The 19257-nt window shown below is 51.6% G+C and carries 20 protein-coding genes, 5 tRNA genes, 1 rRNA gene and 1 pseudogene; 26 read left to right on the forward strand and 1 reads right to left on the reverse strand.

From position 1 onward, the window contains the following. The 20 genes from DWX76_RS09940 to rlmH all read left to right on the forward strand — a co-directional run. Window positions 1-160 (forward strand): 23S ribosomal RNA (locus tag DWX76_RS09940); the annotation flags it as partial. A 502-nt stretch (window positions 161-662) separates the two neighbouring features. Beyond that, a tRNA-Asn gene (locus DWX76_RS09945) sits at window positions 663-735 on the forward strand. A gap of 22 nt (window positions 736-757) precedes the next feature. Further along, a tRNA-Ile gene (locus DWX76_RS09950) sits at window positions 758-831 on the forward strand. A gap of 38 nt (window positions 832-869) precedes the next feature. After that, window positions 870-943, forward strand: a tRNA-Asp gene (locus DWX76_RS09955). A 61-nt stretch (window positions 944-1004) separates the two neighbouring features. Beyond that, window positions 1005-1077 (forward strand) — tRNA-Val (locus DWX76_RS09960). A 156-nt stretch (window positions 1078-1233) separates the two neighbouring features. Further along, window positions 1234-1307, forward strand: a tRNA-Arg gene (locus DWX76_RS09965). A gap of 621 nt (window positions 1308-1928) precedes the next feature. Next, a complete protein-coding gene (locus tag DWX76_RS09970; protein ID WP_022358685.1) occupies window positions 1929-2354 on the forward strand; it encodes a hypothetical protein in 426 nt (141 codons plus the stop codon). After that, a complete protein-coding gene (locus tag DWX76_RS09975) occupies window positions 2317-2895 on the forward strand; it encodes a M48 family metallopeptidase (protein ID WP_333491457.1) in 579 nt (192 codons plus the stop codon). The genes DWX76_RS09970 and DWX76_RS09975 overlap by 38 nt, the downstream gene beginning before the upstream one ends. A gap of 36 nt (window positions 2896-2931) precedes the next feature. Then, the gene (recJ, locus tag DWX76_RS09980; protein WP_118492520.1) at window positions 2932-4644 is read left to right on the forward strand and encodes a single-stranded-DNA-specific exonuclease RecJ; all 1713 of its coding nucleotides are present in this window, start codon (window positions 2932-2934) and stop codon (window positions 4642-4644) included. Between the two features lie 5 nt (window positions 4645-4649). Next, entirely contained in the window at window positions 4650-4958 is a 309-nt protein-coding gene (locus DWX76_RS09985; protein WP_118570586.1) for a hypothetical protein, read from the forward strand. 34 nt (window positions 4959-4992) lie between these two features. Continuing rightward, entirely contained in the window at window positions 4993-5739 is a 747-nt protein-coding gene (locus tag DWX76_RS09990; RefSeq protein WP_117796867.1) for an AzlC family ABC transporter permease, read from the forward strand. Between the two features lie 41 nt (window positions 5740-5780). Then, on the forward strand, window positions 5781-6113 hold the full coding sequence (locus tag DWX76_RS09995) for an AzlD domain-containing protein (protein WP_118524759.1): 333 nt from the start codon (window positions 5781-5783) through the stop codon (window positions 6111-6113). Between the two features lie 72 nt (window positions 6114-6185). Further along, window positions 6186-7040: a bifunctional 5,10-methylenetetrahydrofolate dehydrogenase/5,10-methenyltetrahydrofolate cyclohydrolase gene (locus DWX76_RS10000; protein WP_118570587.1), complete on the forward strand. Its 855-nt coding sequence runs from the start codon at window positions 6186-6188 to the stop codon at window positions 7038-7040. A gap of 112 nt (window positions 7041-7152) precedes the next feature. Next, a complete protein-coding gene (locus DWX76_RS10005) occupies window positions 7153-7968 on the forward strand; it encodes an SIMPL domain-containing protein (protein WP_118570588.1) in 816 nt (271 codons plus the stop codon). Window positions 7969-8150: 182 nt separating this feature from the next. Continuing rightward, window positions 8151-8582 carry a DMT family transporter gene (locus tag DWX76_RS10010; protein WP_022359281.1) on the forward strand — a complete coding sequence of 144 codons (432 nt, stop codon included), beginning with the start codon at window positions 8151-8153 and terminating at the stop codon, window positions 8580-8582. An 85-nt stretch (window positions 8583-8667) separates the two neighbouring features. Further along, window positions 8668-9447: a helix-hairpin-helix domain-containing protein gene (locus tag DWX76_RS10015; protein WP_118524088.1), complete on the forward strand. Its 780-nt coding sequence runs from the start codon at window positions 8668-8670 to the stop codon at window positions 9445-9447. Between the two features lie 31 nt (window positions 9448-9478). Next, window positions 9479-10180 (forward strand): response regulator transcription factor, encoded by a 702-nt coding sequence (locus tag DWX76_RS10020; protein WP_022359279.1) that lies wholly within the window; start codon window positions 9479-9481, stop codon window positions 10178-10180. Between the two features lie 91 nt (window positions 10181-10271). Further along, the gene (locus tag DWX76_RS10025; RefSeq protein WP_243022530.1) at window positions 10272-12248 is read left to right on the forward strand and encodes a DUF6320 domain-containing protein; all 1977 of its coding nucleotides are present in this window, start codon (window positions 10272-10274) and stop codon (window positions 12246-12248) included. Window positions 12249-12331: 83 nt separating this feature from the next. Further along, window positions 12332-13360 carry an alpha/beta hydrolase gene (locus tag DWX76_RS10030; RefSeq protein ID WP_107001314.1) on the forward strand — a complete coding sequence of 343 codons (1029 nt, stop codon included), beginning with the start codon at window positions 12332-12334 and terminating at the stop codon, window positions 13358-13360. Continuing rightward, window positions 13357-13836 carry a 23S rRNA (pseudouridine(1915)-N(3))-methyltransferase RlmH gene (rlmH, locus tag DWX76_RS10035; protein WP_118524089.1) on the forward strand — a complete coding sequence of 160 codons (480 nt, stop codon included), beginning with the start codon at window positions 13357-13359 and terminating at the stop codon, window positions 13834-13836. The genes DWX76_RS10030 and rlmH overlap by 4 nt, the downstream gene beginning before the upstream one ends. Before the next feature lie 27 nt (window positions 13837-13863). Here the strand turns inward: rlmH and DWX76_RS10040 are convergent, their stop codons facing one another. After that, window positions 13864-14085: a hypothetical protein gene (locus DWX76_RS10040; RefSeq protein WP_107001315.1), complete on the reverse strand. Its 222-nt coding sequence runs from the start codon at window positions 14083-14085 to the stop codon at window positions 13864-13866. 138 nt (window positions 14086-14223) lie between these two features. Here DWX76_RS10040 and DWX76_RS10045 point away from each other — a divergent pair, with 138 nt between their 5' ends. From DWX76_RS10045 to DWX76_RS14500, 6 genes and pseudogenes are all read left to right on the forward strand, one after another. After that, window positions 14224-15609, forward strand: coding sequence for an MATE family efflux transporter (locus DWX76_RS10045; RefSeq protein ID WP_117796871.1), 1386 nt, complete (start codon window positions 14224-14226; stop codon window positions 15607-15609). A 55-nt stretch (window positions 15610-15664) separates the two neighbouring features. After that, window positions 15665-16720 carry a stage III sporulation protein AA gene (locus DWX76_RS10050; RefSeq protein ID WP_118570589.1) on the forward strand — a complete coding sequence of 352 codons (1056 nt, stop codon included), beginning with the start codon at window positions 15665-15667 and terminating at the stop codon, window positions 16718-16720. Next, a complete protein-coding gene (locus DWX76_RS10055; protein WP_118570590.1) occupies window positions 16711-17232 on the forward strand; it encodes a stage III sporulation protein AB in 522 nt (173 codons plus the stop codon). Before DWX76_RS10050 ends, DWX76_RS10055 begins: the two co-directional genes overlap by 10 nt. Before the next feature lie 13 nt (window positions 17233-17245). Further along, window positions 17246-17440 carry a stage III sporulation protein AC gene (gene spoIIIAC, locus DWX76_RS10060; protein WP_022359269.1) on the forward strand — a complete coding sequence of 65 codons (195 nt, stop codon included), beginning with the start codon at window positions 17246-17248 and terminating at the stop codon, window positions 17438-17440. A 172-nt stretch (window positions 17441-17612) separates the two neighbouring features. Further along, on the forward strand, window positions 17613-17999 hold the full coding sequence (locus DWX76_RS10065; RefSeq protein WP_118570591.1) for a SpoIIIAC/SpoIIIAD family protein: 387 nt from the start codon (window positions 17613-17615) through the stop codon (window positions 17997-17999). 330 nt (window positions 18000-18329) lie between these two features. After that, window positions 18330-19255, forward strand: a pseudogene (locus tag DWX76_RS14500) (stage III sporulation protein AE). The last annotated feature ends 2 nt before the right edge of the window (window positions 19256-19257 follow it).

The raw sequence follows: 19257 nt of genomic DNA on the forward strand, positions 1-19257 counted from the left end.
ATAAACGCTGAAGGCATCTAAGCGTGAAGCCCCCCTCAAGATGAGATATCCCATACGCAAGTAGTAAGACCCCTTGAAGACGACGAGGTAGATAGGGCAGAGGTGGAAGCGTAGTAATACGTGAAGCTGACTGTTACTAATCGGTCGAGGGCTTAACCAAAAGGTTATGGTTAAGGATAGGTAAGAGGAAGTTATTTCCTAAAGGATGGAAAGATAGAGAGTAGAAGAAATTCAGTGTGCAGTTTTGAAGATATATAAAGAAGACCGTTGTACAGAAATGTATGACGGTTTTTTGTGTAATAGGAAATTCCTTGGAAGTCCCTATTACACAAAAAGGCACTAACGTGCCAATGATGCGCACGTATGCGTTGACAGAAAACTTATTGTTTTCTGCTTTTTATAGCCGCGGAGGTATCTGGTGTTTTGCACATCTCTTTTTGAGTGCTGTGCTGTTTCTGCGTCGTCAGAAAGACTATCTCTTTCTATTTTTGCCAAGATTATATGAGTTCTGAACCCGAAAGTTAAGGATGCGTCATGCTGCTCATGTAGCGAGAAGACGGTAACATCCGATGAAAAGAATAGATTTTTCGATTTTTTTGAAAAAGTAGTTGACATTTAAAATATAATCGGTTATACTTATCTACGTTGTTGGAAAGCAATATTCCTCGATAGCTCAGTCGGTAGAGCACGCGGCTGTTAACCGCGCTGTCGTAGGTTCGAGTCCTACTCGGGGAGTTTTTTGATCCATATACTTTATGGACCTTTAGCTCAGTTGGTTAGAGCAACCGGCTCATAACCGGTCGGTCCCGGGTTCGAGTCCCCGAAGGTCCACTCTACCCAATATGAGGTAAATAAATAATTTAATATTTGGCCCGGTGGCTCAGCTGGTTAGAGCGCCGCCCTGTCACGGCGGAGGTCGTGGGTTCGAACCCCATCCGGGTCGTTTTGATACGACTGTTATAAATTGGTTCGCGTAAGCGGATTGAGGGACAGAGTATCGTAATGGGGTCTTAGCTCAGCTGGGAGAGCATCTGCCTTACAAGCAGAGGGTCACAGGTTCGAGCCCTGTAGGCCCCATTTAATTGTTGGAAAGTAAGAAGAATTTTTGGTTGATATATCGATATAATTTGAAATAAATCAACAATAAAAGAAATTTAAAAAAATCTAAAAAACAGTTGACATTCTTCAGAATGAGTTGTATAATATGACTTGTTCGTTAAGAATAAAAAGTATGTGTGTGTAGCTCAGCTGGATAGAGCACTTGGCTACGGACCAAGGTGTCGGGAGTTCGAATCTTCTCACGCACGTCGATTTCTCTGGTTGTCAGAGAGCAAAAAGCATCCTTTTGAGGGTGCTTTTTTTTGTGTAATAGGGAATTCCAAGGAATTTCCTATTACACAAAAAGGCACTAACGTGCCAATGATGTGCACTCGCGCGAAGATGCAGGTTGTCGCAAGCGACGCGCTCGGCGCGAGAATGTGTCAAGGCAACAACTGTTCACAGGTAGGAATTTTCTGAACTGAAAATTCCCTACGATACAGTTCTGGCAGCAGATTTTGTCGATTTGGAATGTGCAGTATCGGCAAAATCCCGTTGATGGGCACACGTGTGCGAACCGTAACCCTGAGCACATTCTTTATTCCGTTTACGACAGCCTGGAATTGACTTTTTACCGCATGACCGATATAATAATAGGGCTGTCCCTATCAAGGCAGATAGCTTTGCGGTTTCTATGAAAGACCGCGTGGAGGAATTATGAAAACAGAATATCTGATAAAAATTGGTTCTGTCGCGAAATGGCTGGTGCCGTTTTTTGCAGCGGTGGCGCTGCTGAACGCGTAGGTTTTAAGTGGGCAGAATAAAATAGAAAGGCTGGGAAGAAGCTGGGAGATGCATCACGGATTCTGACACAGCGGAAAGGAGAAGAGATGCAGTTAGTTCAGTTAGATATGAAGCAGATATCGAGCGAGGCAGAGATTTACGACTGCCTGGTCGGTCAGATGAATTTTACCAATGCCGATGAAAAACCGGAATGGATGAATGTGATTGAGATGAACGAGCGGGATCCGTATGAGATGGATACAGAAGAACAGCCGGAGGATCCGGAGTTTAAGAAAATTCTGGAGACACCGGAGAAGACATTGGATGGTCTGGTACAGATGCTGGCTGCCCGCCTGGCAGATGATTACTGCCTGGAAGTAATCCGGGATGAAGCGGCGGATGATGAGAAGAAAGAACTGGAAAAACGTCTGGAACGCGCACTGGAAGATGCAGCGCGCACAATCGATGAAAGAGACGGGAAATTGTATGCAATACTTGAGGATACAAAACCCATGGCATTCTCCGTTATCTGATGAGCCGGAAGAAGGATTGATTCCGTGTGAGGTGGTTCGGTCTTCCCGGAAGACGATCGCCATCCAGATCACGGCGGAAGGACGCCTGGTACTCCGGATTCCGAGGAGGGCTTCGGTGCAGGCTGCGATGCGGTTTGCCGAGGAGCACCGCGACTGGATAGAAGTCCATTATAAAGAAGCGGTGGAACGCCAGAGGAACCGGAAAACATATGGAGCGGAAGAAATCCGAAATTTCACAGAAAAGCTGCGCCCGGTGCTCATGCACCGGGTTGCTTTATATGCGGCGTGCATGGGCGTAACCTATGGAAAAATCACAATCCGGAACCAGAAAACGCGTTGGGGAAGCTGCAGCGCAGCTGGAAACCTAAATTTTAACTGGCGGTTGGCACTTTTGCCGGAGGATCTGATGAATTATGTGATTGTCCATGAGCTGGCACACCGGCTGGAAATGAACCATTCCGCGCGTTTCTGGACGCAGGTGGAGAATATACTGCCGGACTGGCGGGAACGGCGCAGGCGGCTTAGGGAGTATGTGATATAGAAAAGAAGCACAGACATAGATAATAGGAGGAACAAAATGGCAGAAGAAGTCTGGATGCTTCAGACCAAGAAAGCAGATTTTAAGCAGATCGGGGCGCGGTTTCGGATCGATCCGGTTACGGCGCGTATTATCCGGAACCGTGGGATCGAAGGAGAGGCGGCGATCGACCGCTATTTAAATGGCACGCTGGATGATCTGTATGATCCGATGCTGTTAAAAGATATGGAGCGTGCCGTTTCCATCCTGTGCGAGGCTGTGGATACTGGAAAGAAGATACGGATCGTCGGTGATTATGATATTGACGGCGTCTGTTCGACGTACATATTATTGCAGGCATTTGAACGGCTGGGCAGTGATGTAGATTTTGAGATACCGGATCGCATCAAGGATGGCTACGGAATCAATGAATCGATCATCGAACAGGCGCACGCGGACGGCGTGGAGGTGATTCTGACTTGTGACAATGGTATTTCCGCGTTCCATCAGGTGGAGCTGGCGAAGAAATATGGCATGACGGTTGTCATCACGGATCATCATGAGGTGCCCTTAGATGGGGAAAAAGAGAAGATTCCACCGGCGGATGCGGTGATCGATCCGAAACAGGCAGACTGTCCGTACCCATTTCCGGAGATCTGCGGAGCAGTGGTGGCGTACAAGCTGGTGCAGGTTTTATATGCCCGCCGGGGCGTGCCGCAGATGGAATGGCTGGATTTGCTTGAATTTGCCGCGATTGCGACGGTCGGTGATGTGATGAAGCTGCAGGATGAGAACCGGATTCTGGTAAAATACGGTCTTAAAAAGATGGCGCAGACCAAAAATCTAGGGCTTCGCAGACTGGCGGAGAAAAATAATCTTGATCTGGGGGCGATCACAGCATACCATATCGGATTTGTCATTGGACCGTGCCTGAATGCGGGCGGACGATTAAAAACGGCAAAGGAAGCGCTGGCGCTTCTGCGGGCGCAGAGTGAGGAAGAGGCAGAACGCCTGGCAGAGGAACTTAAGGAATTAAATGATACCCGCAAGGATATGACTGAGCAGGGGACTGAGGCGGCGAAGCTGCAGGTAGAGAGCTGGTACCAGAAGGACAAGGTGCTGGTGGTCTTTCTGCCGGAATGCCATGAATCGCTGGCGGGCATTATTGCAGGGCGCCTGAGGGAATATTATCAGAAGCCGGCGATCGTGCTGACGCGCGGCGAGGAGGCGGTCAAAGGCTCGGGACGTTCCATTGACGAGTACCATATGTTTAAAAAGCTGACAGAGGTCAGCGATCTGCTGCTCAAATTTGGCGGGCATCCGCTGGCAGCCGGGCTTTCGCTGGAAGAGAAGAACATTGACGAGTTCCGGCGCAGACTGAATGAAAATGCGGGGCTGACGGAGGAAGATTTTAAAGCGAAAGTCTGGATCGATGTGCCGATGCCGGTGGGATATGTGACAGAACGCCTTGTGAGGGAGCTTTCCTGTCTCGAACCGTTTGGACAGGGCAACGAAAAGCCGCTGTTTGCAGAGAAATCACTCCGCATCCGGGCGAGTCGCGTACTGGGGCGCAACCGGAATGTCGTAAAAATGACGCTGGAAGAGACAGACGGACACGCGATCGAGGCGCTATATTTCGGTGACGGAACGGCGTTTGAGGAAGAGCGCGCCGGACGGCGGGAGATCGACGTCGTGTATTATCCGGACATCAATGAGTACAATGGAAGAAAAACGCTGCAGGCGGTGATCCGCCGTTATAAATTCCGGGGGTAAATGGCATGATAACGAGAAAAGATGTGATGCCGGTCAATTTCCTGAAAAAAGAAAAATTTACCGGAAGTGATACCGGGATGCGCTACCGGATGGATATGACAAAGCGCGAAGTACCGAAAGAAGACGGCGCAGATGGCGAGACGGTCGAGGAGACAGTCCTGACTGTGACATCGTGGCCGGAACCATATGGATACGACGCAACGCCGGAAGAGGAGAAGACCCGCGAGGAATTTCCATTTTCGGAAGAAGGAATTGTGAGCGGGGTAGAGTGGCTGAACGGGCAGCATGCGCGGTATGTGAAGCCTGAAAAATAGACGGTTGCGTGAACAGAAAGAGTGAAAAAGTAGAATGAGTTGGAAAAAGACATTTTATGAGGGGCTAAAGAGCGGTATCCCCATTGGACTGGGGTATCTGCCGGTCTCCTTTACGTTTGGCTTCCTGGCGGTGTCGGGCGGTCTGCCGGTCTGGGTAGCAGTTTTTATATCGCTGACGAACTTAACGAGCGCCGGACAGTTCGCAGGGACAAACCTGATTCTGGCGGGGGCTGGGTACTTTGAGGTGGCATTGACGACGTTTGTCATCAACCTGCGCTATATGCTGATGTCACTGTCCCTGTCCCAGAAGCTCGATGAAAAGACGGGAACCGGGGCGCGCCTGGCACTGGCATTCGGCATCACGGATGAGACGTTTGTCGTCAGTTCCCTGCATCCGGGCATTTTGAAAGCGTCGTATATGCTGGGACTTATCACGATGCCGATTCTGGGGTGGAATCTTGGAACCTGGCTGGGAGGCGCGATCTCGGCGGTTCTGCCGCAGGCGCTGCAGAATGCGATGGGAATTGCCCTGTACGCGATGTTTATTGCACTGATTCTGCCGGCGGCACGCAAATCGCGGTCGGTGTGCTGCGTCATCATTCTGGCAGTTGTGATGGTGTGCATTTTAAAATATGTTCCGGTTTTTGCCGGTATTTCCTCCGGTTTCCGGGTGATTCTGGTTACGATCGCGGCATCGGCGTTCGGTGCATGGAAATTCCCGCATGATCCGGACGGTAAAGAAGCCGGTCAGGACGAGAGTCAGAAAGAGGGGGCAGAATGATGAATACAGCAGAGGCAGCAGGAGCAGCCGGAACACTCGATATGAAATACGTGCTGACCTGTGTCCTTTTGATGGCACTGGTTACATATATTCCACGTGTTCTTCCGGTTACGATTTTCCGGAAACAGATCCGTTCGAAGTTTATCCGAGCTTTCTTAGATTATACGCCGTATGCAGTGCTGGGAGCACTGACATTTCCGGATGTATTTACCTCCACAGGACATCTCTATTCGGCGGTCGGAGGAACGATCGTAGCGGTGATTTTGGGATATAAGGGAAAGAGCCTGGTGGTAGTGGCGATCGCGGCGATTGTGACGGTTTACCTGCTTGAGATGGCAGGCGGAGCCGGTCTTTTGGCGTCGCTTTCATTTTAAGAAAAATTTAAAATGAATATGCGCGAAAGCGCGGGAAATTCATCATAAATAAAAACGAAAGGTGCAGACAAGATGATTACAATGAAGGGAGCCGCTGTTTCGGCAAAGCTGAAAGAGCAGGTGGAAAAAGGGCTGGAAACCCTGACATGGGTGCCGAAACTGACGATTATCCGGGTGGGCGAGAATCCGGATGATATTTCCTATGAGAAAGGCGCGACGAAGAAGCTGACATCGTTCGGGCTTGAGGTGGAATCGAAGGTATTTCCGGGAGATATCTCGGACGAGGCATTTAAGAAGGAGTTTGCGGCGATCAATGCGGATGCGTCGGTGGACGGTATTTTAATGCTGCGCCCGCTTCCAAAGCAGATCAACGAGCAGGATATTGAAAAAATGATCGATCCGGCGAAGGATCTGGACGGTATTTCCCCAGTCAATATCGCAAAGGTGTTCAGCGGCGATACGAGCGGTTTTGCGCCGTGTACGGCGGAGGCAGTGGTATGCATGCTGAAAATGAACGATATCGCGCTTTCTGGCAAACGGGTGGCAGTCGTAGGAAGAAGCATGGTTGTGGGACGCCCGCTTTCGATGCTGCTTCTGCATGAAAATGCGACCGTGACCATCTGCCACTCGAGAACTGCCAGCCTGCCGGAGGTATGCCGGGAGGCGGATATTCTGACTGCCTGCGTGGGAAAAGCAGCGATGATCAACCACACCTATGTAAAAAAGGATGCGGTTGTCATTGACGTTGGGATCAATGTAGATGAAAATGGAAAACTCTGCGGCGATGTGGATTTTTCCGATCTGGAAGGAACTGCTTCGGCGGCAACCCCGGTTCCGGGCGGTGTCGGCGGCGTGACGACGGCGGTTCTGGCACAGCATCTGGTGCGCGCGGCATGGATGAAACAGGAAAAAAATAGTAATAAATAAGCGAAAGAAAGTTAAGAGAAAAGCAATACATTTCCTCTCGTTTTCAGGTATAACTATAGTAAGAATGACAGTGTACCAGTTGTTGCTCCGGAAGGTCTGAACCCATTGTGGGTTGGAACTCACGGATGAAACAGAAAAACGGGAGGAATTTTTTTATGAGAAAAATGGGGATGATGCGAAACAGGATGACATTTCTGCTGGCAGCAGGCACGATGACAATGACGTCGGCGGCAGGTTTGGCAGGTTGTACGTCCGCACCGGCATCGGTGACGGTGCAGTCGGCGGAAAATACGGGGATCACGGTGACGAGCCAGGAGAAAATCAAGCGGAGCCGGATATTGCGGAAATTACCTACAGTGTCTATTCACAGGCGGCGGATGCGAGCACCTGCCAGTCGGAGAATCAGACGGATTTGGATGCGGTTCTGGCGCTTTTGAAGGAAAAGGGAATTGCAGATACCTCGGTGCAGACGAGCGGTCTGGGGCTGAATCCGATCTATGACTGGGACAATGGCAAGAAGATCACTGGTTATGAGATGACGACGGAGGTGGTTGTATCGGATGTTGCGATTGAGGATGCAGGGGCGATCATCAGCGATTCGGTCAATGCGGGTATCAATTCGATCGATTCGGTCCAGTACCAGTGCAGCAATTTTGATGAGATTTATCAGGAAGCGCTCAAAAAAGCCATTGAGTCGGCGCGCGTGAAAGCCGAAGCGATGGCGGAGGCAGGCGGCTGCAAGCTGGGAACGATGACGAATGTGCAGGAGTACAGCAGCGGGCAGCAGGCGCGCTATTATGACACTTCTTACAGCAGCGGCATGGCGATGAAGGAAATGGCGATGGAAGATGCGGGTGCAGGCAGAAACCTGATGCCGGGGCAGGTGGATGTTGAGGCAGAGGTGTCGGCTACGTTTTCCATTCAATAGGGATCAGCTGCATGAAAGGTTGTCTGGTTTTGGAGGAAAAATCGGATTTTAAACAGGAAAAGGGAATAAACACAAATTGTATAAACCTTCGCATATCTGGGATACTAACAGTGTGAAATGAATGGTCGGAAACGGCTGCTGTTTCATGAGAATGTAGAACAGAATGCGGAGGTTTATTTTTTATGTGGGGAATGATAACCGCGCTGGTTTCCGGCGCACTCATGAGTATACAGGGCGTGTTTAATTCTGCCGTGATGAAGCAGACCAGCATGTGGGTATCGGCTGGCTGGGTGCAGATAAGTGCATTTGTGGTTTGCCTGCTGATGTGGCTTTTTACGGGGCGCGGCGCGGTATCGGAGCTTTGGCAGATCGAACCGCGGTATATGCTGACCGGCGGCGTGATCGGGGCATTTATCACGTACACGGTCATCAAGAGCTTTGACGCGCTGGGACCGGCAAAATCAGCGCTTCTGATCGTCGTGGCGCAGATCCTGGTGGCGTACCTGATTGAGGTGTTTGGCTGGTTCGGTGTGGAGAAAGCGGGATTTGAGTGGCGCAAGGCGATCGGGGCGGCGGTTGCGATTGCGGGGATTGTGATTTTCAGATGGGAATAAAAATTTTCTGCTTGTGTTTAAAGGGGGTTTTGGTTAGAATAGAATTACGGACAAAACGCGCCTCGGAAAAAGAGGGGTGCAGAAGATGAAACAGACAAATCAAACAGTAAATCGGAAACGATGGATGCGAACAGGGGCAGTCGGCGTGGTATTTTTGGCGGCTGTTTTGTGTTTTGGTGTGCAGAGCCGGCGAGAGAAGCAGACGGTGGTGCTGGGGACGCAGAATAGTTTTTCAAAAGAAGTGGATGATTCGCAGGAAAGCTCCGAACGTCCAGCAAAACGGTCAAACGGCGGGGCAGTGGATGGGGATAATGAAGCAGCAGAGAACGCTGCGCCTGAGGAGCAATCAAAAGAAAATCCCGAAACGCCGGAACCGAGAATCCTATATATCCACGTCTGCGGCGAGGTAGCCGCACCGGGCGTCTATGAGCTTCCGGCGGGCAGCCGTATGTATGAGGCGGTTGAAAAGGCGGGCGGGATGACGTCGGAGGCGGCGCAGGAATCTGTAAATCTGGCGCAGGCGATCGAGGATGGACAGCAGCTTCGGATTCCGAGCCGGGAAGAGATTCGGAAATATCAGGAAACAGGGAAGGATGTCTCCGGGCTTCTGGGAGCCGGAGGCGCTGCTGGGAATGGCAGCGAGTCAGCTTCGCAGAAATCCGGAAGCAGTGCAGCATTGATTAATTTAAACACAGCTTCCAAAGAAGAGTTGATGACTTTAAATGGTATCGGCGCGGCGCGGGCGGAAGCGATTCTTTCTTACCGGGAGCAGAAGGGCGGTTTCCGGACGATTGAGGATATTATGAAGGTGCCTGGCATCAAGAACGCGGCATTTCAGAAGATAAAAGATAAGATTACAGTATAGAGAGATAGAAGCATAGTGGTTGAGGTGGAGAATGGCGAAGGTATTAGTGGTAGATGATGAAAAATTAATAGTAAAAGGAATCCGTTTCAGTCTGGAACAGGATGGATTTGAAGTTGCCTGCGCCTATGACGGGGAGGAAGCGCTTCAGATGGCAAAGGAGACGGAGTATGATATGGTTCTTCTGGATGTGATGCTGCCGAAGCTGAACGGATTTGAAGTCTGCCAGGCAATCCGGGAGTTCTCCGAGATGCCGATCATTATGCTGACCGCAAAAGGCGACGATATGGATAAGATTCTGGGGCTGGAATACGGCGCCGATGATTATATCACGAAGCCATTTAACATTTTGGAAGTAAAGGCGCGCATCAAGGCGATCCTGCGCCGCAATTCCAAGAAATCGAGACAGGAGCCGCAGCAGACAAAGAAAGTCATCGAGGCGGGCGATCTGACGCTGGATTCGGACAGCCGCCGGGTCTTTATCGCTTCCCGCGAGATCAATCTGACCGCGAAGGAATTTGACCTTCTGGAGCTCCTGGTGTGCAATCCGGGCAAGGTTTACAGCCGCGAGGAGCTGCTGCGCTTTGTCTGGGGCAACCGGGCGGCGGCGGGCGGCGATGTTCGCACCGTAGACGTTCATGTGCGGCGGCTGCGCGAGAAGATCGAGCCGAGTCCGAGTGATCCGAAATATGTACATACGAAATGGGGCGTGGGGTACTACTTCCGGATTCGGTAATGTAGAAAAGAACTCAGAAGAGGATGAAAGGGGCGCTGCAGGGGAGTGTGTATCCCGGCAGCTGCTCTTTTTCTTTAGGTGGCAAAGGCAGATGGGGCAGAGAATGAACGAGGAAAACCAAAAACAGGATCAGAAGGATGAAATTGCAGGGAAGCAGGAAGAGCCGGGACAGATAGTTTCAGAAAAAGTGGAGAAGAAACGAGAGGAAAAACCAAAGAAAAAGCGTCTCCGCATCCAGGGCGCCGCATGGAGGCGGCTGGATAACACGGCGAAGCTCTTTGCGGCGGTGTCGGGCGAGGATTTAAGCAGTGTATTCCGGATCTCGGCGGTTCTGAAAGAAAAAGTAGATCCGGAGCTTTTGCAAAGGGCGCTTGTGCGGACACTTCCGGAGTTTGAAAATTTCCGGGTGAAGCTGCGGAAGGGATTTTTCTGGTATTATTTTGAGACGAACAACCGGAATCCGGGCGTGGAAGAAGAACAGAGTGCACCGTGCCGTTTCATTGATCCGCACCGGGGCGCGCGGTTCCCGTTCCGTGTGAGCTACTATGGATGCAGGATCAATTTTGAAGTGTTTCACGGGTTGACGGACGGACTGGGGGCGCTGCGGTTTGCTTCACGTCTTACAGAACATTATCTGGAACTGGTGAAAAAATTGCCGGTTATGGTGCAGGAGCGGGAGTTTTCGCCGCTCCGGGAGGACGATTATCTGCGACATTACCGGAAACTGCCGCATCGGCATTATAACAGCAGACCGGCGATTGCGATTCAGGGGGAATTTCTCCCATTTGATCAGATGGCAGTGCTGCAGGGGACGATTGAGGTGTCGGCACTGAAGACGGAATGCAGGAAGGTGGGGGTCAGCATCACCAAATATCTGGCGGCGGTGCTTCTCTGGGCGATCATCCAGACGGAGACGGATGGGAAAACGCTGAAACGTCCGGTGGCGCTCAATCTTCCGGTGAACCTACGGAGTTTTTTTGAGTCGGAGACGCTGGCAAACTTCTTTGCTGTCGTGAATATTTCGTGGGCGGCGGGAAAGGCACCGGAGGCATTGGAAGAAGTGATTGCGTCTGTGAGCCGCCAGATGGATGAGCAGATCGTGAAGGAGCGGCTGGAGGAGACGATCTCCTACAATGTGTCGAATGAGAAAAAATGGTATGTGCGGGCGATCCCGCTATTTGTCAAACATCTGGCGATGCAGTTGATTTTTCTGCACACCAGCCGCGCCCACACGATGACATTTTCCAACATCGGACCGGCGCAGGTTCGGGAGGAACTGAAAGATTCGATCGAGGGCTTTCAGCTTCTTGTCGGCGCATCGCCGAAGCAGCGGATGAAATGCGGGGCGGTGGCGTATGACGGGAAATTATGCCTGTCGTTTACGAGCGCGATGGCAGAGAACCGGCTTCCGGAGTTTTTCTTTCACTTTTTGGAGGAAAAGGGCATCCGGGTAGAGCGAGAGAGCAATGGAATCACGGATACGAAGCATGATAAAGGACGTTATCCAGTGATTGCCCAGGATCGAGAGCGCGTGCGCCGTGCGGTGCGGGGATTTTATGTGTCATTGGTGCTCGTATCGCTTCTGGCGGGGCTTACGAATCTGGCGACTTATCATCGGATTCCGTTTAAATGGTCGCTTCTGACGGCGGGCGCGGCGGCGTATGTGGCGATGACGCTGCGGTTTTCGGTCATGAGGCATGCGAGCCTGGCAGGAACGCTGGTGCGGCAGTCCCTGGGAATTCAGGCAATTTTGCTTCTGATTGACGCGCTTACAGGGCTTCGGGGGTGGTCGGTGGACTACGCGATCCCATGCGTCGCACTGTTTGAGGTGGCGGCGGTTCTTCTGATGATGCTAGTCAACCGGATGAACTGGCAGAGCTATTTTATGTATCAGATCACAATTACATTTCTGAGCTTTGTGCCGTTGATTTTCTGGAAAATCGGGTGGACGCATCATCCGCGTCTGACGGTGCTGGCAGCAGGTGTGTCGGTGGCAGCGCTGGCGGCGACGGTGATTCTGGGCGACCGGAGTGTGAAGCGGGAATTGAAGAGGCGGTTTCATGTGTAGATGGCAGGAAAATCGGTCACAGTAAAGGAACGATCTATAAAAATACGAAGATTGAAAATTTGGATGAAAGAAAGGGAAGAAGCATGAGTCGGAAAACAGTCAGCATGATAGGCAATCTGACGCGTGATATGATGAGTGACGTGATGGAGACATCGTTAAAGAAGCCGATCCAGACCGGCGAATTCCGGAAAAATCCGGTCGAACCGGCGTGGAGATGTCCGGCGGAATATATTTATGAGCTGGTAAAAACAGAACAGTTTGTGATGGAATATTTAAAGCCGAAGCAGGCGGTGACGGGGCGCGTCATTTTGCAGCTGCACGGCGGCGGGTATATCGGTCCGATGAAAAATATTTACCGGCGGTTTGCGGTTAAGTATTCGCAGATCAGCTTCGGCGCGGATGTTCTGACGCCGGACTACCGGGTGGCGCCGGAGCATCCGTATCCGGCGGCGCTGGAGGATGCGGTGTACGCGTACCGATGGCTTCTGGAAGAGAAGAAATACCAGCCGTCCCAGATCGTGGTAGCCGGGGATTCGGCGGGCGGCGGCCTGGCGCTGGCGCTCTGTCTGTATGCGAAAGATCACGGGCTGCCGCTTCCTGCGGGCATTATCACGATGTCGCCGTGGACGGATGTAAGTCTGAGCGGGGCATCGTATGAGGAAAATTATACGATCGATCCACTGTTTGGTAATTCGAAGGAAAATATGTTGTACCAGTGCAGCTACATCGGGAATGCCAATCCGAAAAATCCGTATCTGTCGCCGCTGTTTGGAGATTTTGAAGGATTTCCGCCGATGCTGATGCAGGTGGGCGCGTATGAGGTGCTTTTAGATGATACGAGGGCGGCAGCGAAAAAGGCGCGCGCCGAGGGCGTCAAGGTGCGCTGCTCGGTCTATGACGGGATGTTCCATGTATTTCAGATGGGACTCGACCTGATTCCGGAGAGCCGCGAGGCATGGGAAGAGGTCGCGGAATATCTACGGATCATCTACCGGATTCATCGGGAGCCGGAGGGAACGGTCGTGAAAAAGGTAAAAACGAGACGCAAAGAGACGGAAGACCGGGCGCGGCTGAATCTGTTGGCATTTTTAAAACGGGAGCTTAAAAAGTGAAGATTACGTTAGTGACAGTAGGAAAAATTAAGGAAAAATATCTGGAGGCGGCGATCGCGGAGTACAGCAAGCGGCTGGGGCGTTACTGCCGTCTGGAGATCGTGCAGGTGGCGGATGAAAAAACGCCGGATAAGGCGAGTGAGCTGCAGGAAACGCAGATCCGCGACAAGGAAGGCGAGCGGATTCTGGCGCATATCAAGGAGGACGCGTATGTGATTGCGCTTGCGATCGATGGAAAGCAGCGTTCCTCGGAGGAGATGGCGGCGTGGATGGAAGACCTGGGCGTGCGAGGTGAGAGCCATCTGCAGTTTATCATCGGTGGTTCGCTGGGGCTGTCGCAGGCTGTGTTAAACCGTGCGGACACGAAGATCAGCTTTTCGCGCCTGACTTTCCCACACCAGCTGATGCGCGTGATTTTGCTGGAACAGATTTACCGGAGTTTCCGGATTATAAAAGGAGAACCGTATCATAAGTAGACATAATGCATGATGGGTGATTAAAAATTAGCTATTCATAATGCGCGAGAGCAGTTCGAGATCCTCTTTTTTGACCTTTAAGTTAGATGCCACCTCGGTTCCGTCCGGGGCGGTCACTTTTAGGGAAATGACGCTGTCCTCGCGCAGCGCGCGGGTGTAGGCGGCTTTCAGAAAAGGGGAAAATTTAGGGTGGCGGGCTTTGAAACGCGCCCACTCGTCCCGAAATTGCAGTAAGGATGAAAGATTCATGTGATTAAGTCCTTTCCGTTTTAATAACTGATGGTAGTGTATCATGCGCGGGGAAGGCATGTAAAGAGGAAAAATTATCAGTAACGAGAGGTAGACTGATAATTGTTCGCAGTAACGTAGACAGGAGAATCAAGATTCATGGAACAGGTACAGAAGAAAAATATACTAGGCACGGAGCCGATCGGCGGGCTTTTGCGGCAGTTTGCGGTGCCAAGTATTATCGCGATGCTGGTAGGCGCCCTTTATAATATCGTCGATCAGTTTTTTATCGGAAGAAGCGTGGGGGAGCTGGGGAATGCAGCGACGAACGTGGCGTTTCCGTTGACGATCTCCTGTGTGGCGCTGGCGCTTCTGTTTGGAATCGGCGGTGCGGCGTCCTTTAACCTGACGCTGGGAGGCGGCGATCGGGAAAAGGCGTTATTTTATATTGGAAATGCGGCGACGCTTCTGTTTGGAAGCGGTGTGATTCTGGGGACTGTGGCGCTTTTTTGCCTGACGCCGATGCTGCGCTTTTTCGGTTCGCCGGACAATGTGCTGGCGTATGCCAAAACGTATACGGGTATCACGGCTCTGGGATTTCCATTTCTGATTCTGACCAACGGCGGCGGGCATCTGGTGAGGGCGGACGGAAGCCCGCTTAATGCGATGCTTTACAATTTATCCGGGGCGCTGATCAATACAGTGCTCGATCCGCTGTTTATTTTTGGATTACATATGGGAATGGCGGGTGCTGCGCTGGCGACGATCATTGGACAGATTTTTTCAGGAATCCTGATTATCCGGTATCTGCGCCGTTACAAAAACGGACGGCTGACAGCGGCGCATCTTCGACCCCAGAGAACATATGTAAGCATGATTACCTCATTGGGGGCAGCGGCATTTTTCAACCAGCTTGCGATGCTGGTGGTGCAGATCGTGTTAAATAAATCCTTGACCTACTACGGTGCGCATTCGGACTATGGGGAATCGATTCCGCTGGCGTGTGCCGGCATTATCACGAAGGTCAATCAGGTGTTTTTTTCGATCGTCATCGGTCTTTCGCAGGGCATGCAGCCGATCGCAAGTTTCAATTATGGCGCGAAAAATTATGCGCGCGTGCGGCAGGTGTATGGGTTGGCGCTCAGGTGGGGATTTGCGGTGTCGGCGGTGTCCTTTGCGTGTTTCCAGTTGATTCCGCGTCCGATCATCGGGCTGTTCGGGGAAGGATCGGAGATGTATTTCCAGTTTGCGGAAAAATATTTCCGGATTTACCTGTTTTTCACGTTCTTAAACTGTGTGCAGCCGATTGCGTCGAACCTGTTTACGGCGATTGGAAAACCGAAAAAGGGTATTTTCCTGTCCCTGACGCGCCAGATTCTCTTTTTGCTGCCGCTGATTGTGATTCTGCCACTGTTTATCGGCATTGACGGCATCATGTATGCCGGACCGATCGCGGATTTTGTGGCGGGCGTGGTGGCTCTTGCGATGGCAGGCGTGGAGGTGAGACGGCTGCGGCGGATGGAAAGTGCGTCCGTGCATGCATAGGCGGATGGTATATTTTAGCCAGTCCTTCATATATTGAGGTAAGGAGGACGGGCTGATGAAGGAGGAACAATCAAAGCAGGATGTGAGGGCGCTGTTTCATTTTTTCTCCCGGAATATCCGGGAGCAGCTTCTGGCGCTTCCGCTTGAGGCGGATGGAATGGAAGAGGTACGGCTGCGGGTTAGCGCGCCGCTGTATTACATATATAAAAATAAAGAGTACACAGCCGGAAGTGGATTCCGGGTCAGCCGGGAGGATGTGGACGAGACGCTGCAATGCGCGGCTCGTTCTTCCCTCTATGCTTACGGGGAGGAAATCCGGCAGGGGTTTCTGACCGTGCAGGGCGGACACCGGATTGGCGTGGCTGGAAGGACGATACTGGAAAACGGACATATAAAGGCGATTCATCCGATAACCTTTTTAAATGTCCGTTTTTCGCATCAGATGATAGGATGTGCAGCAAAAATACGGTCGATTTTGACGGATCCAGGGACGGGAAGTATCCGGAATACGCTTCTGATTGCACCGCCGAGATGCGGAAAAACAACACTTCTGCGGGATCTGATCCGGATGGTATCAGATGGAGAAGAGGGAAAGGATAGGGGCTCTGCTTTGAGGGGGAGCTTTGAACGGTCTAAGGCAGGTGCAGGACATGAAAATAAAGCTGGAAAAATGGTGGAGATGAGGAAGCAGCATGGTGGAAAAGTGAGGGCGCAGACGGTCGGGGTGGTGGATGAACGTTCGGAGATTGCCGCCTGCTATCAGGGAATCCCGCAAAATGATGTTGGCTGCCGGACAGATGTGCTGGATGCCTGCCCCAAGGCGGAGGGAATGATGATGTTGATCCGCTCGATGGCACCGGAGGTGGTCGCGGTGGACGAGATCGGCGGTGAGAATGATTTGGAGGCGCTTCGCTATGTGATGAACTGTGGCTGCAGGATTCTGGCAACCGTACATGGAAATTCGATGGAGGACATCCGGGAAAAACCGGGCTTGTCCTCTTTTTTGCAAGAAAAACGGTTTGAGCGGTATGTGGTGCTGGGAAATAGACGCGGACCGGGAACGGTGGAGGCGGTATATGATGCAGCTGGCGAGGAGCTCATATGTGGATAAAATTGCTTGGAATCTGCCTTGTATGTGTATCGTGTGCGGGGATTGGCGGGGGTGAGGCATTGCGCCTGATTGGCCGGAGGCGTTTTTTGGAGGAAGTAAAACGGATTGCCGCGGGACTGCAGGGAGAGATTGGGTATACACAGGCAGTTCTTCCTCTGGCACTGTGCCGGGCGGGGGCACGCGGGGATGGAAAAGCGGGAAAACTATTTTTGGTGGCAGGAGAGCGGCTGGAAGCGAATCCAGAGTGTCCGTTTGGGAGTATCTGGGAAGCGGTTCTGGAAGAGCAGGGGATTCGTCCGATGTTAGGAACAGAGGAATGGGAGCTGATGTGCCGGTTTGGAAACAGCATCGGATATCTCGATCTGGAAATGCAGCAAAAGACGCTGGCACTGTATCTGGAAGAATTGGAACGGGCGATTGAGCAGCTGCGGCGGGAAGAGCCGGAGAAGAAACGGCTGTGCTGGGGGCTTGGGATACTAGGCGGGCTGTTTCTGGCAGTGTTGTTGATGTAAGTGGGGGAAGAAAATGGGAGTTAATCTAATATTTCGGATTGCGGCAGTCGGTATCCTGGTTTCCGTCCTCTGCCAGATTCTCAAACACAGCGGGCGGGAGGAACAGGCATTTCTCACAAGTCTTGCGGGTCTTCTTTTGGTACTGTTCTGGATGGTGCCGTATATTTATCAATTGTTTGAGACGATGAAGGAATTGTTTGCGTTGTAATGTACTCTCGGAATCCTTCTATGCTTGATTTTGTGAGATGATTTTTTGTCAGTTTAGCCCAAATTTCTGAGGCGTATGTTGATGAAATTCGGGTGCAGCTGGCGAAAAATCAGCCGAAAAAGCGAGTGCGGGAAAGACTCCGAGAGTACATTGCAGGGAAGGACGGTAAAAAATGTCAATTTTAACCGTATCGGTTCTTGGGATCACGGCAGTTCTTCTGGCAGTCCAGCTCAAGGGAAAAGACAGCGAGTATGGGACGTACATTGTGATGGCGGCGGGGTTGTGTCTCTTTTTCTATGCGGCGGGAAAGCTGGAAGTGATTCTGAAAACACTTCGGACGATGGAATCCTGCATCGGGATCAGTCCAGTGTATTTGTCGGCGCTTTTGAAAATGGCGGGAATCACTTATATTGCCGAATTTGCCTCCGGGATTTGCAAGGATGCCGGGTACGGTTCGCTGGGAACACAGATTGAGATATTTGCGAAGCTGTCCATTCTGGCGGTCAGTATGCCGATTCTGCTGGCATTGTTGGAGACGGTGAAGCAGTTTTTGGCGTAGGGAAGTGGTAAGTGCAGAAAAGCGGAGAGATGGTGAGAGCAGGTGACGGTGGGAACAAAGATGGTTGTGCGGGCAGTGAGCGTTATATTCTTGAGTGTATATTTGATGGCAGGAAATCATTTAACGGTGTCGGCGGCAAATGGTGAAAAGATATCTGAAGATTCGGATTTCAGTGTTTCTGGAGAGAACATGGATTCTCTTCTGAACTCACTGGATTTAAGCAGAATCGAAGCATTTTTAAGGGAAGCGGGAGGTTCGGCAGTCCCGGGGTTTTCATTCCGGGAAATCCTTTCGATGCTTCTCTCTGGCAATTATCAGAGTGTGGTTCGGATGCTGATGGATTTCTGCCGGACAGCCCTATTTCGGGAAATTTCAGAAAATGGCAGATGGATGGGGCAGGTCATCCTTCTGGGAATTTTAGGGGCGGTGTTCGCCAGCTTTTCGGGTCTCTTTGCCGACAGTCAGGTATCGGAGATGGGCTTTTATGTCACGTATCTTCTGATTTTTACACTGCTTGCCGCCAGTTTTTTGAATGGGGTGCGGATCACGCGGACACTGTTGGAGCAGCTCTTTGAATTTGTCCGGGTGCTGGTTCCTGCTTTTTTTCTGGCTGTTTCCTTTTCCGGGGGAAGTACCTCGGCAGCAGCCGGATATGCATGGACACTTGCTTCTGTCAATGTGGCGGAATGGGTGTTTTTACAGTTGTTTCTGCCATGCACCCAGTTGTATGTCCTGCTGTCGCTGGCGGGACATTTAAGCTCGAAGGATTTGTTTTCAAAAGCGTTGGAATTGCTGGAACAGGGGATGCGCTGGGGCAGCAAGGCGCTTTTGGGAGTGGTGCTGGCTTTCATGTGCTGCAGGGAATGATTGCGCCGTATACAGATTCGGTGCGCCAGACGGCGCTGCGGCGGGCGGTCAGCCTGATACCGGGAATCGGACAGGGCGCGGCGGCAGTGTCGCAGGTACTTCTTGGAAGCAGCGTCCTGATCCGGAATACGGTGGGCATCGGGGGAGTGCTTGTGCTGGCGGCGGTGTCGCTTCTGCCGCTTTTGAAACTTTTAATCCTCTATCTGGGGTGCCAGGGAAGCGCGGCGCTTTTGCAGCCGGTCAGTGACAGCCGGGTGGTGGAGGCAGTCGGCGCAGTGGCGAAAGGATTTTATTTTTTGCTGGCAGTAGCTGGTTCGGCGGTGGTGTTATTTGCGCTTTCGATCGCGGTGGTGTGTGCGAGCACGAACGCGGCTTATTTTGCGGGGTAGAA

Source organism: Clostridium sp. AF21-20LB (assembly GCF_003478795.1).
GTDB lineage: Bacteria > Bacillota > Clostridia > Lachnospirales > Lachnospiraceae > Otoolea > Otoolea fessa.